The 12,154-nt window shown below is 62.2% G+C and carries 12 protein-coding genes; 7 read left to right on the forward strand and 5 right to left on the reverse strand.

Going from position 1 to position 12,154, the window contains the following annotated elements; genetic code table 11:
* Window positions 1-144: 144 nt before the first annotated feature.
* The 5 genes from FJ960_RS26835 to FJ960_RS26855 all read left to right on the forward strand — a co-directional run bounded on the left by FJ960_RS26835 (window position 145) and on the right by FJ960_RS26855 (window position 6,334).
* A complete protein-coding gene (locus FJ960_RS26835) occupies window positions 145-2,706 on the forward strand; it encodes an FAD-dependent oxidoreductase (RefSeq protein WP_140718094.1) in 2,562 nt (853 codons plus the stop codon).
* 90 nt (window positions 2,707-2,796) lie between these two features.
* Entirely contained in the window at window positions 2,797-3,645 is an 849-nt protein-coding gene (locus FJ960_RS26840) for a DUF1194 domain-containing protein (protein ID WP_140718096.1), read from the forward strand.
* A gap of 114 nt (window positions 3,646-3,759) precedes the next feature.
* The gene (locus FJ960_RS26845) at window positions 3,760-4,710 is read left to right on the forward strand and encodes an ABC transporter substrate-binding protein (RefSeq protein ID WP_140718098.1); all 951 of its coding nucleotides are present in this window, start codon (window positions 3,760-3,762) and stop codon (window positions 4,708-4,710) included.
* A gap of 68 nt (window positions 4,711-4,778) precedes the next feature.
* The gene (locus FJ960_RS26850; protein WP_140502780.1) at window positions 4,779-5,552 is read left to right on the forward strand and encodes an ABC transporter permease; all 774 of its coding nucleotides are present in this window, start codon (window positions 4,779-4,781) and stop codon (window positions 5,550-5,552) included.
* Window positions 5,549-6,334, forward strand: coding sequence for an ABC transporter ATP-binding protein (locus FJ960_RS26855; RefSeq protein ID WP_140502631.1), 786 nt, complete (start codon window positions 5,549-5,551; stop codon window positions 6,332-6,334). Before FJ960_RS26850 ends, FJ960_RS26855 begins: the two co-directional genes overlap by 4 nt.
* A gap of 32 nt (window positions 6,335-6,366) precedes the next feature.
* Here the strand turns inward: FJ960_RS26855 and FJ960_RS26860 are convergent, their stop codons facing one another.
* The 3 genes from FJ960_RS26860 to FJ960_RS26870 form a co-directional block, all read right to left on the reverse strand.
* The gene (locus FJ960_RS26860) at window positions 6,367-7,380 is read right to left on the reverse strand and encodes a GlxA family transcriptional regulator (protein ID WP_348642373.1); all 1,014 of its coding nucleotides are present in this window, start codon (window positions 7,378-7,380) and stop codon (window positions 6,367-6,369) included.
* 264 nt (window positions 7,381-7,644) lie between these two features.
* On the reverse strand, window positions 7,645-7,779 hold the full coding sequence (locus tag FJ960_RS30225; protein ID WP_013894968.1) for a hypothetical protein: 135 nt from the start codon (window positions 7,777-7,779) through the stop codon (window positions 7,645-7,647).
* Between the two features lie 350 nt (window positions 7,780-8,129).
* Window positions 8,130-8,315 (reverse strand): hypothetical protein, encoded by a 186-nt coding sequence (locus FJ960_RS26870; protein ID WP_140718100.1) that lies wholly within the window; start codon window positions 8,313-8,315, stop codon window positions 8,130-8,132.
* A 217-nt stretch (window positions 8,316-8,532) separates the two neighbouring features.
* Between FJ960_RS26870 and FJ960_RS26875 the strand changes: the two genes are divergently transcribed.
* Window positions 8,533-9,432, forward strand: a complete 900-nt coding sequence (locus FJ960_RS26875; protein WP_015317416.1) for a LysR substrate-binding domain-containing protein — start codon at window positions 8,533-8,535, stop codon at window positions 9,430-9,432.
* Here the strand turns inward: FJ960_RS26875 and FJ960_RS26880 are convergent, their stop codons facing one another.
* Together FJ960_RS26880 and FJ960_RS26885 are read right to left on the reverse strand one after the other, a co-directional pair.
* The gene (locus FJ960_RS26880; protein ID WP_140718102.1) at window positions 9,433-10,386 is read right to left on the reverse strand and encodes an alpha/beta hydrolase; all 954 of its coding nucleotides are present in this window, start codon (window positions 10,384-10,386) and stop codon (window positions 9,433-9,435) included.
* 216 nt (window positions 10,387-10,602) lie between these two features.
* A complete protein-coding gene (locus FJ960_RS26885) occupies window positions 10,603-10,788 on the reverse strand; it encodes a hypothetical protein (protein ID WP_140502635.1) in 186 nt (61 codons plus the stop codon).
* A 295-nt stretch (window positions 10,789-11,083) separates the two neighbouring features.
* Here FJ960_RS26885 and FJ960_RS26890 point away from each other — a divergent pair, with 295 nt between their 5' ends.
* Entirely contained in the window at window positions 11,084-12,145 is a 1,062-nt protein-coding gene (locus FJ960_RS26890) for an acyltransferase (RefSeq protein WP_246672977.1), read from the forward strand.
* Window positions 12,146-12,154: the final 9 nt, after the last annotated feature.

The raw sequence follows: 12,154 nt of genomic DNA on the forward strand, positions 1-12,154 counted from the left end.
CTGTTTTCCCTGATTTGGGAAGGGTCGCGCCGCATCTTTGGCGTGTCGCAAACAGGCGGTGGCGCCGTGCCCGTCGCCTGCATATTGTGCGCCGATCAAGCGGGCGGCGACGCCGCCCGCAACAGCATTCTGGAGTCGCGGGCAATGGCAGAGTTTCCGAAAAAGGCGAAGGTCGTCATCATTGGCCTCGGCGGCATTGTCGGCGCATCGATCGTCCATCATCTGATCGAACGCGGCTGGGACGACATTGTCGGCATCGACAAGTCGGGCATCCCGACCGATATCGGCTCGACCGCGCATGCGTCGGACTTCTGTTACACCACCAGCCATGATTTTCTGTCCTGCTGGACGACGCTCTATTCCATCGATTTCTACGAGAAGATGGGCCACTACGCGCGCGTCGGCGGCCTTGAGGTCGCCCGTGTCGGCGACGACGGCCGCATGGACGAGATCAAGCGCAAGATCGCTTCGGCCAAGGCTTTCGGCACGCGCGCCCGTTTGATCGAGCCCGCCGAGATCAAGGAAAAATTCCCGCTGATCGAACAGGACCTGGTGCAGGGCGGCCTGTGGGATCCGGACGCCGGTCTCGTCATTCCGCGCTCGCAGACCGTTGCCGGCAAGCTGGTCGACCAGGCCGAAGCGTCCGGCAAGCTCAAATCCTTCGCCAACACGCCGGCGAAGTCGCTTGTCGTCAAGGATGGCCGCATCAGTTCCGTGGTGACGGACCGCGGCACGATCGAGGCCGACTACGTCATCGTCTGCGCCGGCATCTGGGGCCGGCTGATCGCCGAGATGGTCGGCGAGGACCTGCCTGTCATGCCGATCGACCATCCGCTGACCTTCTTTGGCCCGTACACCGAGTTCGCCGGCACCGGCAAGGAGATCGGCTGGCCGCTGCTGCGCGACCAGGGCAACTCGGCCTATATGCGTGACACTGGCGATCCCAAGACCGCCGAGGGCGGCCAGATCGAATGGGGCTATTACGAAGAGACCAATCCGCGCCTCTGCCACCCGCGCGACCTGCTGGAGAAGGACCAGGCGCGGCTGTCGCCGTCGCAGCGCGATCTCGACATGGAGCAGATCCTGGCGCCGCTCGAACGCGCCATGGAACTGACGCCGATCCTGGGTGAACTCGGCTATAACGAAAGCCATTCGTTCAATGGCCTGCTGCAGGTGACGGCCGATGGCGGCCCATCCATGGGCGAAAGCCAGAAGGTGAGGGGGCTTTGGTATGCCGTCGCCATCTGGGTCAAGGACGGCCCGGGCATGGGCAAGCTGATCGCCGATTGGATGACCGACGGCCGCACCGAGATCGACCACCACGCGATCGACTATGCGCGCTTCTATCCGCACCAGACCAAGGAACAGTTCATCTGGGATCGCTGCACCGAGACGGCGATGAAGGTCTACAATCCGGCGGTGCATCCGCGCGAACCCTTCTCCAAGGCCCGCAACATCAGGCGTTCGCCGTTCTGGGAGCGCGAGAAGGAACTCGGCGGCTATTTCATGGAACTCGGCGGCTGGGAGCGCGCCCACGGCTACGCCGCCAACGAGCATCTGCTTGAAAAGTATGGAAACCGGGTGCCGGTGCGCGAGAACGAATGGGACAACCGCCATTTCTGGCGCGTCTCCAACGCCGAGCATCTGGCGATGAGCGAGGATTGCGGCATCGTCAACCTCTCGCATTTCTCCATGTATGATATCGAAGGACCCGACCATGTCGCGCTGCTGGAATGGCTGTGCGCGGCCAAGATCGGCGGCGACAACAACATCGGCAAGGGCATCTACACCCACTTCCTCGACGAGGAAGGCATGGTGCGCGCCGACTTCACCGTGATCCGCATGGCCGACCGCTGCCGGCTGATCGACGGCGCCGACGCGGGGCCGCGCGACTTCCAGTACATGCGCCGCACGGCTCAGGACAAAGGTTTTGATGTTACCATCACCGATGTGACCGAGAAGTACGTCACCATCGGCATCTGGGGGCCGAACGCGCGGGCGACCTTGCAAAAGGTGGTCGAGAACCCGGATGGGCTTTCGCCGGAGAATTTTCCATTCGCGGCGATCAAGCCGGTCAGGATCGGCGGCAAGGACGTCACCGCGTTCCGCATCTCCTATGTCGGCGAGCAGGGCTGGGAACTGCATATGCGCTACGAGGACGGTCTGGCCGTCTGGGACGCGCTGCGCTCGACAGGCGTCATGCCGTTCGGCGTCGAGACCTATGCCAATACGCGCCGCATGGAGAAGAGCCTGCGGCTGCAGAATGCCGACCTCTTGACCGAGTATAATCTGCTCGAGGCCGACCTTGCCCGACCGAAGGTCAAGGAGAACGATTTCTGCGGCAAGGCCAAGCATGTGGAGTATCGCGAACGCGCGCACCAGCCCGCCATGCTGTGCACGCTGGTGATGACCGAGAATACGGACTCCAAGGGTGTTGCCCGTTATCCCGTCGGCATCATGCCGGTGATGGACCCCGAGAGCGGGGATACACTGGTCGACGAACTCGGCCGCCGCTCCTTCACAACATCGGTCGCCTATGGCCCGACCATCGGCAAGAACATCGCGCTCGCCTATCTGCCCTGGGCCTATGCCCAGGAGGGCCGCAAGCTCACGGTCGAGTATTTCGGCGAGACTTATCCGGTCGAAGTCGCCAGCGTTGGCTACAAGCCGCTTTACGACCCGGAGAATCTCAAGCCGCGGAGCTGATCGCCCGCGGCCGGGCTCGCTATTGGATCAGCGCGGCCACGGCCGGGCTTTTCTCTTTTTCGGTGGGCGATTCTGGCTTAACCTTGCGCAATGTCTGGTTTGCCCTGCGCGAGACATCTGCTTTCGGCCACTGCCGCACTGGCGCTGACGCTCTGGCTGGCGCCGAGATCCCACGCCGACGAGCCGGTCGATGTCGAGCTGGTGCTGGCGGTGGACGTTTCGCTGTCCATGTCGGCAGAGGAGCTGGAGATCCAGCGCCATGGCTACGCGGCGGCGCTGACGCATGACAATGTGCTGCAGGCGATCGCCGATGGCGCCTATGGCAAGATCGCCGTCACCTATGTCGAATGGGCCGGCACCGGCTGGCAACACGTCATCGTGCCGTGGACGGTGATCGCAAGCCGCGCCGACGCCGAGCGGGTGGTGGCGCAAATGTCGGCCCAGCCGCCCAACAGCGCACGGCGCACCTCGATCTCCGGTGCATTGGAGTTCGGCAGCGATCTTTTCGCCGAAAGCGGCTACCAGGGAACCAAGCGCGTCATCGACATTTCGGGCGACGGGCCAAACAACCAGGGCGCGCCGGTCAATCTCGTCCGCGACGGGGTGGTCAGCCAAGGCATCGTCATCAACGGCCTGCCGCTGATGACCCGGGGCGGCTTTTCCGGCGTCTATGACGTGAACGATCTCGACCGCTACTACAGCGACTGCGTCATCGGCGGCGCCGGTGCCTTCATGATCCCGGTCAATGACTGGACACAATTTCCCGAAGCCATCCGCCGCAAGCTTGTGCTTGAGCTTGCCGGTCCAGCGTCACCCTATTGGGTGGCGGAGGAGGCGGACTATCCGCCAGTGGAGCTGGCGCAGGACAAGCCCGCCGCCGACTGCCAGGTCGGCGAGAAAATGTGGCGCAACCGCAACTGGATGCACGACAGCAGGTAGAGCAATTCCAAACCGGGTTGCCGGCTGCTTTGTGCGCAAACACGTTCCTGTTGATTGACAAGCCCATCGGCCTCTGTGAACAATTTCCCCCAGAAAAACAAAAGGGGAACTGACATGAACAGGATAACCGTCTTTGCCGCTACATTGACGCTTGCCGCGGGGTTGACCGCGCCGGCGATGGCCGCCACGTCACTCACCATCGGCATCAGCGGCTGGACCGGATTCGCGCCGCTGACGCTCGCCAAGCAGGCAGGGCTGTTCGAGAAGCATGGCCTCGACGTGACCTTGAAGAAGGTGCCGCAGGCCAGCCGACCGCTCGCCATCGCCAGCGGCGACCTGCAATGCGCCGCCACCACGGTCGAGACCTGGCTGGTCTGGAACGCCAGCGGGGTGACCACCAAGCAAATCTTCCAGCTCGACAAATCTTACGGCGCCGACGGCATCGTCGTGCGCAACGACATCAAGACCGTCGCCGACCTCAAGGGCAAGAATGTAGCGTCCTCCGCGCCGGGAACCTCGCCCTATTTCATGCTGGCCTGGGTGCTGAACAAGAACGGCATGTCGACCAAGGACGTGACGGTCGTCAATCTCGAGCCTGACGCGGCGGCGCAAGCCTTCCTCGCCGGCCAGAATGACGCGGCCGTCACCTACGAGCCCTTCATCTCGGCCGTGCGCGACAAGGCCGATCAGGGTCATATCCTGGCGACCACGCTCGACTATCCGATGGTTCTCGACACGGTCGGCTGCACGCCCGAATTCCTCAAGGCTAATCCCGACGCCGCCAAGGCGCTTGCCGACAGCTATTTCGATGCCCTCGACATGATCAAGAAGGATCCGCAGAAATCCTACGAGATCATGGGCGCCGACGTGAAACAGTCGGCCAAGGAATTCGAGGATTCGGCGAAGTACCTGAAATGGGCCGACAAGGCCGCGAACAAGCAGTTCTTCACCAAGGAATTCCAGGACTTTTCCAAGACCGCCGGCGACCTGCTGCTGCAGATGGGGCTGATCAAGGAGGCGCCCGACGTCGCCACGTTGGCCGACACCAGCGCCGTGGCGAATTGACGGTTCAACCCTTGGATACCGTGCGGCGGCGCAGTGCGCCGCCACTTTCCCGCTGACAAAGGATGAAGATGCGCCCCTTGCATCCTGTCTCACCGAGCCTGCGAACAGTGCTCGGTATCTCCTTCTTCGTGCTGTTCGTGGCCTTCTGGGCCTGGATCACACTTGGCGGCCACGTCAACCGCATCTTCCTCGCCGACCCGCTGTCGATGCTGCGGGACGGCTGGCGGCTGCTGGTCGAGGACCGTTTCTGGCTCGACATACTGATCACCATCTGGCGGGTCTTCGGCGGTTTTGTGCTGGCCTCGGTCGTCGCCGTGCCGCTCGGCATCGCCATGGGCGCCTGGAAACCGGTGGAAGCGTTTCTGGAACCCTTCGTCTCCTTCGCCCGCTACCTGCCGGCCTCGGCTTTCATTCCGCTGCTCATCCTGTGGGCCGGCATTGGCGAGCTGGAAAAGCTGCTCGTCATCTTCGTCGGCTCGGTGTTCCAGGTCATCCTGATCATTGCGGTCAAGGTCGGTTCCACACGGCGCGATCTGGTCGAGGCCGCCTATACGCTGGGCTCGACCAACAATGGCATCGTCAGGCGGGTGATCATGCCGGCCAACGCGCCCGAGATCGCCGAGACGCTGCGGCTGGTGCTCGGCTGGGCCTGGACCTATGTCATCGTTGCCGAACTGATCGGCTCGTCGTCGGGCATCGGCTATATGATCATCAACAGCCAGTCGCGGCTGGCGACCGGGCAGATCATCTTCGGCATCATCGTCATCGGCCTGATCGGGCTGTTGTCCGATTTCGCTTTCAAGGCGTTCAACCGCTGGCTCTTTCCATGGAGCCTGGCGTGAGCAAGCTTCTCATCGAGGGCGTTGCGCGCACCTTTGCCGGCGTGCGCGGCGGAGAGCCGGTCAGGGCGCTGATGCCGGTGGATCTCGCGGTCGCGGCAAATGATTTCATCACCATACTGGGGCCGTCCGGTTGCGGAAAGTCGACGCTGTTGAGGATCGTCGCCGGCCTGGAAGCGCCAAGCGAAGGTCGCGTTCTGCTCGACGGCAAGGCGGTGACGAGACCCGGGCCGGACCGCGGCATGGTCTTCCAGTCCTACACGCTTTTCCCATGGCTGACGGTCGCCGAAAACATCGCTTTCGGCCTGCGCGAACGCGGCATGGCCGAGGAGGAGAGGGATGGGATCGTTGCCTCCTATGTCGATCTCGTCGGGCTGAAGGGGTTCGAGAATCATTGGCCGAAGCAGCTTTCCGGCGGCATGCAGCAGCGCACGGCGATAGCGCGGGCACTGGCCAACGATCCGGAAATCCTGCTGCTGGACGAGCCGTTCGGAGCCCTCGACAACCAGACGCGCGGGCTGATGCAGGAATTGCTGCTCGGCATATGGGAACGGCGCAAGAAAACGGTGCTGTTCGTCACCCACGACATCGAGGAGGCGATCTTCATGGCCTCGCGGGTTATCGTGATGACGGCGCGGCCCGGCCGCATCAAGTCGGATGTCGCCATCGACCTGCCGCATCCGCGCCACTACACGCTGAAGACCAGTCCGGAATTCTCGGCGTTGAAGGCACGGCTGACCGAGGACATCCGCGTCGAGGCGATGCGGACCGCAGAGGTGCACTAACCGTTCACGGCTCGGTCGTCTGCGGTTTGGGGTCAAGCCGCCAGCAACTGCTTGCGGTCCACGCGCTCCTGCTGCGGCGAGCGGGCGTAGAGCTCGCGGTAGCATTTCGAGAAATGCGAGGCCGAGACGAAGCCGCAGGCGACCGCCACCTCGACCACCGGGAGCGACGACTGGATCAAGAGATGCCGGGCGCGGTCGAGGCGGATTTCGAGATAGTAGCGGGCTGGGGAGCGGCCCATCTCGGTGCGGAACAGGCGCTCGATCTGGCGGCGCGACAGGTCGACATGGTCGGCGATCTCGATCAGCGATAGCGGCTCGGACAAATTGGCCTCCATCAGTTCGATGATGGTCAGCACTTTCGAGTTCTGCACGCCAAGGCGGGCGCGCAGCGGCAGGCGCTGGCGGTCGGTGGGGCTGCGCACACGGTCGGTCAGCACCTGCTCGCACACGCGGTTGACGAGGTTCTCGTCGAAATCGTCGCCGATCAGCTTCAGCATCATGTCGAGCGCGGCGGTGCCGCCGGCGCAGGTGTAGATGTTCTGATCGATCTCGAACAGGTCGGCAAAGACATTGGCCTTCGGGAAGGCCTCGGAAAAGCCCGGCAGGTTTTCCCAATGGATGGCGCAGCGCTTGTTCGACAACAGCCCGGCGGCGGCCAGGATATGCGCACCGGTGCACAGACCGCCGACGGCGACGCCGCGGTTATATTCCTCGCGCAGCCAGGCAAAAGCCGACTTGTTCTGATAGCGCTCGACATTGGTGCCGCTGCAGACGATGGCCATGTTCGGGCGGTCCGGCCCGGCCATCTTCTTGCGTTCCTCCTCCAGCGAGGTGTTGACCGCACACTCCACGCCGTTGGAGGCGCGCACCGGCTTGCCGTCAATGCTGGCAAGGCGCCAGCGATAGGCCTCGTAGCCGAGCATCCGATTGGCGGAGCGCAACGGGTCCAGCGCGGTCGCAAAAGCGATCATGGTGAAATCGGGAACAAGGAAGAACACAAACGACCGCTTGATCGGATGCTTGACGGCGTTCACGGGTAACCTCATCTGGCCATGACGCGAACAGGATGTCGCGAATAGCATAGCGTCATCAGGAAAAACCATTCCTGTCAATCGGCTAGGCGGCTTTGGCAAGATTAAATTTGCGACATGGGTCGCAAATGGGCAATCGCAGCGCGGTGCTGCTCAAACCAGGCCACCGTCAGGTTGTGAAAAGGTGATGGAAGCGCAACAGATAAACGCCGCCTCGGCGGAACCGAAGCGGCGGCTGTCAACTCTGAAGCCGTGGCACGGAGCGCGGCTGTGGAGGTATCAGGCGACGAAGCCGAGACGCGCCGCAGCCATGGCCCCGGTCTGGCCGGGCATGGTGTTGGCAAGACGCTGACGCTCGAGAGCGGTGGTCAGGTTCATTTCGCGGCGGGCGAAGAGGCGGGCAAAAAGCTTCATGATCATCTCCAATCGGTTGCTCAGACGGGTCGCCTTCGCTTGATGGAGTGGGGCAGCTCGTTTGCTGACGGTGATATAGGCTTGTGTGAGCAGGAACTAAATCGTAAAAGCGAAGCGCTTGATATGAAAAGCGACACCGGATGCGACAAATTTTGGCAGGCTACGAGCAATATGCCTAGGATTCATGAATATTTACAGCGAGTTAATCTGAAAATCGAGCTGCTATGCGGCTTGCTCATATGCGCCCTGCAGCGGCGGCATGGCTCCTGAATTCGTTTGAATACAAATGAAATAGAGAAGGCCTGCCGGGCGGGTCGCGCGGCAGGCCTTCAGCACGGGGTACACACGATCTACTTTGCTCCAGCCCAGGATCCGATGCCGCTGCGAATGCCGGCCTTGGCGTCGGACGCTTCCGGCCAGCCGATATCCTTCTGCAACTCAATCGGCAGCGAACGGATGGCGCGTTCGGTCTGGTAGCGGGCGCGGGCCGCGTTGAATTCGGTCGCGATGCGGCCGAGGGACGAGAGGATAGACATTTCGATCTCCTTTGCTGCGGCGCGGAGGCGCCGGCAATGCATTACGTCAGGTCTGTTTCAGCTACATTACACGTCGAATGCAGGTCTGCGCCGTGGTCGTTTCGTGGCCGCTTTGGCAGCATGCTGCTTCGATGGAGTTGACTATGCTCCTGATCTGATGTTCAATCAAACGAAATGGAATGATGTTTTGTATCAGAAAAATTGAAGGTCGATCGTCATGAACGCCCCACTCAATCATCCGCTGCCGCTGCTCGACCTCGACGTTTTGCGCACCTTCGTGGCGATTGCCGAGACCGGCAGCTTCACCACCGCGGCCAATGCGGTGTTCCGGACCCCGTCGGCCGTCTCCATGCAGATCAAGAAGCTGGAGGATATTCTCGGCCGCTCGGTGTTCGCGCGCGACGCGCGTTCGGTGACGCTGACCACGGACGGCGAAATGCTGCTCGGCTATGCCCGGCGGCTTCTGTCGATCAACCGCGAGGTGGTGTCGAAGTTCATCATCCCCGATATTGTCGGGGTGGTGCGGCTCGGCTCACCTGACGACTATGGCGAGCGCGTGTTGCCGCATGTGTTGAAGCGTTTCGCGCAGTCGCATCCCTCGATTGCCGTCGACGTCACCATCGACCAGAGCAGCAATCTGCGCCGGCGCATGGACGACCGCGCGCTCGACATCACGCTGTTGACGAACTCCTATAAGACCAGCGCGCTTGGCGCCGAGGTGCTTTTGACCGAGCCCATCGTGTGGGCCGGCGCCAAGGGCGGCTGCGCGCATCTACGCGAACCGCTGCCGGTCTCATTGTGGGAAGAAGGCTGTGCCTGGCGGGCCGGTGCGCTCGAGGCATTAGGCCGCGAGGGCCGCAACTATCGCGTCGCTTACATGAGCGCCCATACCGCAGGCCAGCGAGCCGCGATCATGGCAGACCTTGCGGTCGCGCCGCTGCCGCGATCGTTCCTCGGCAACGACATGGTCGAACTCTGCCCAAAGGACGGCATGCCCGATATCGGCACTTACAATCTTGCCATGGTGGTGGCGCCGGACGCCAGTGCGCCGGTCAAGGCCGTCGCCGACCACATCCGCGCGACTTTCGAAGTATTTAGGGAAACCGGCAAGTTCTGATCATCCGGGATAGTCGGACCGAAGGCGCTGCTCCGCCGCCTCTGCGGAGGCGGCGATCGGCGAAGGGCTCTGGCTCAGGAAAGCAACGATGTGTTGGCGCGCGCGCCGCGCTTCCGGCATGTCAATCAGCGGCCAGACGTGGAACATGCCTTCCTCGTAAACCAACTCCACCTCGACACCGGCGGTGCGGGCTTTTTGTGCAAAGATCAGATTGTCGGGCGTGAGAAGATCGCGGGAGCCCGTCAGGAGCAATGTCTTCGGCAGCACCGACAGATCGCCATAGACCGGGCTGATGCGCCAGTCGGTCGGATCCATACCGGCACTATAGAGCCGGATCGCCTCCCGCCCACCGGCAATGCCCAACCATGGATCGTTCCGCTCCGCCTCGAATACTTCGGGGTTTGCGAGCGAGACGTCGAGGCCGGGTGAAATCAGCACATGGCGCGAGGGCAGGGGCAGGCCCGCTTCCGCGGCCATCATGGTCAGCACCACGGCCATGTTGCCGCCGGCGGAATCGCCCATGAAGATGATGTCTTCCGCCTCTGTCTCCTCGAGCATCCGGCGATAGACAGCGCCGACCATGCCGAACATTGCGTGGAAGTTGTGCTCGGGCGCGATTGGATAGATCGGCACGGTGATGCCGTAGCCCAGCCGGTCGGCCATGTCGGCGATCAGATACCAGTGATAAGGCGTGATCTCAAAGACATAGGCGCCGCCATGCAGGTAGAGTATCTGCTTGTGTTCTCCGGCCCTGGGCGCGATTTCGTAGACCGGAAACCCGTCAACGCTGCGCGTCTGGATATCGTAACGCTGCTGCAGCAAGGCCGGCGGACGGTGATCCTCGGTCTTGCGCGCGGCCGCTATCCAGCGCTGCAGGTTTTCCGGGCTGGAAAAGGCCTGCTTGCGGCTGTGCCTGAGCACGAAGGACACGACGTGGCTTTTCAAACTTGGCATGCGGATACACGGACTTCGGCGGCAGCCGACTAAGAGAATTCCCCTTCATTCTTGAAGATCGTGCCCTGGCCAAAGATGTCAAGATCAGCGCCTTGTCCACACGCTGGTGTGATCAGTGGCGCGGTAGAAGTGCCGCGCGCAGCCGGTTGTGGGCCGTCGGGGACGTACGAGGTCCCCGACGAAGGCCGAGCAATTTGCATTTGTCGGTGAAGGTCATCAGCGCGTCGTACCCAGAAGCAGCGAGGCGAGCGTGGCCTGCGGATCGTTCGGCGGCGATGCCGGCCACCCGATGTCCTTCTGGACATGCGCCGGCAAGCTGTTCAGCGCGCGGATCGCCTTATTCCTGGCATGAGCTTGCCTGACGGTCACACCGAAGCGGCCGAGACTTTCGAACATCGACATTTTCATCTCCCTTGAAGAACGGCAGTGGCCAAGGACTTCTCGGCCGCCGTTCGATGCGGGGTAAATGCGCCTGCCATGTATCGGATGGATTTCGCGGAAATAGCGCGTTCGTTTCCAGATCGGCCTAATCTGGAAACATTGCATACAAATGAGTTTTCGAGGCGCCGAAGTCGTTTTCAGGTCCCGGTAAATTGGACGTCCTCGGGCGGTGGTGCGCTGCGACTCGAATAGAAAATAGTTGACAAGTCGCCCCGCAACTGCCTGTAATTGTGCAGCGCAGCAGCAGAAGTGTGCGTTGCAGCACAACGCGGAAACCATGACTGGGGTCATCGTGCCGAGTATCCACAGCATTCAGTATCTGCGGGCGCTAGCTGCGAGTGCTGTGGTCTGCTTCCACGTCAGCGAGCAGTTCGACGGCCCGTTCTCGGTCGGTGCTGCCGGGGTCGACGTCTTCTTTGTGATCAGCGGTTTCATCATGTGGGTGACGACGGCGAGCCGCCCGGCGGATCCAGTGGGCTTCATCGGCCGCCGGATCACCCGCATCGTGCCGCTCTATTGGATCGTCACCTTCATGACTGCCGCAGCCATGCTGATCAAGCCACAGTTTTTTTACGATCAGTTGCTCAGCCCGCTGAGTCTCGGCCGCTCGCTGTTCTTCTTGCCGCTTCTGCAAGACGGCGCATTGCATCCCGTCGTCCTCCAGGGTTGGACGCTGAGCTACGAGATGATGTTCTATCTCGTTTTCGCCTTGACTCTTTTTCTGGGCGAACGATGGCGTCTGCGCGTGCTCGTCGGCAGTCTCACCATCATCGTCGCGCTGCATTTTGTCTTGCCCGACGGATATGCGCGTTCCTTCACCAGCCCAATCGTGCTCGAATTCGCTGCCGGCGTCATTCTCGCACGCCTGTGGCTCCAGGACGTTAGGCTCTCGTTTGGGCTGGCCCTGACGCTGCTTAGTGGTGGGTTTCTTCTGCTCGCCGTCATCCCGTTGGTCGACGCCGATATGCCGCGCGTATTGCGCTGGGGCATCCCGGCCATGCTGATCGTGGCGGGTGCGGTCTTTGCCGAACGCGCTCGGCCGTTCAGGCCTGTGGCCTTGTTCAGTTTCCTCGGCGAAGCCTCCTATTCGATCTATCTTTGGCACGCCCTGGTCGCCGTCGCGGTGACGGGCATCACCTTGCGGCTCGGCGTGCTGCCGGCATTGCAGCCGGCGCTGATCGTCGTTCTCAGCCTGGTGTTCTCGGCGATGCTTTATCCGGTCGTTGAAAAGCCGCTCATCCGGGCGCTGCACCCCTCACGCCCCAAAGGCGTCAAGCGCGGAAAAGAGACCCCGCTTACCCAGGCTGCAGACACATGAATCCGATCG

The sequence above is a fragment of the Mesorhizobium sp. B2-3-11 genome (assembly GCF_006442215.1).
In the GTDB taxonomy this organism is placed as follows: Bacteria; Pseudomonadota; Alphaproteobacteria; order Rhizobiales; family Rhizobiaceae; genus Mesorhizobium; species Mesorhizobium salmacidum.

Excerpts from the sequence above, each read along its gene's own strand:
- FJ960_RS26835 (WP_140718094.1), top strand. The coding sequence starts at position 145 with ATGGCAGAGTTTCCGAAAAAGGCGAAGGTCGTCATCATTGGCCTCGGC.
- FJ960_RS26840 (WP_140718096.1), top strand. The coding sequence starts at position 2,797 with ATGTCTGGTTTGCCCTGCGCGAGACATCTGCTTTCGGCCACTGCCGCA.
- FJ960_RS26845 (WP_140718098.1), top strand. The coding sequence starts at position 3,760 with ATGAACAGGATAACCGTCTTTGCCGCTACATTGACGCTTGCCGCGGGG.
- FJ960_RS26850 (WP_140502780.1), top strand. The coding sequence starts at position 4,779 with ATGCGCCCCTTGCATCCTGTCTCACCGAGCCTGCGAACAGTGCTCGGT.
- FJ960_RS26860 (WP_348642373.1), bottom strand. The coding sequence starts at position 7,380 with ATGAGGTTACCCGTGAACGCCGTCAAGCATCCGATCAAGCGGTCGTTT.
- FJ960_RS30225 (WP_013894968.1), bottom strand. The coding sequence starts at position 7,779 with ATGAAGCTTTTTGCCCGCCTCTTCGCCCGCCGCGAAATGAACCTGACC.
- FJ960_RS26870 (WP_140718100.1), bottom strand. The coding sequence starts at position 8,315 with ATGTCTATCCTCTCGTCCCTCGGCCGCATCGCGACCGAATTCAACGCG.
- FJ960_RS26875 (WP_015317416.1), top strand. The coding sequence starts at position 8,533 with ATGAACGCCCCACTCAATCATCCGCTGCCGCTGCTCGACCTCGACGTT.
- FJ960_RS26880 (WP_140718102.1), bottom strand. The coding sequence starts at position 10,386 with ATGCCAAGTTTGAAAAGCCACGTCGTGTCCTTCGTGCTCAGGCACAGC.
- FJ960_RS26885 (WP_140502635.1), bottom strand. The coding sequence starts at position 10,788 with ATGTCGATGTTCGAAAGTCTCGGCCGCTTCGGTGTGACCGTCAGGCAA.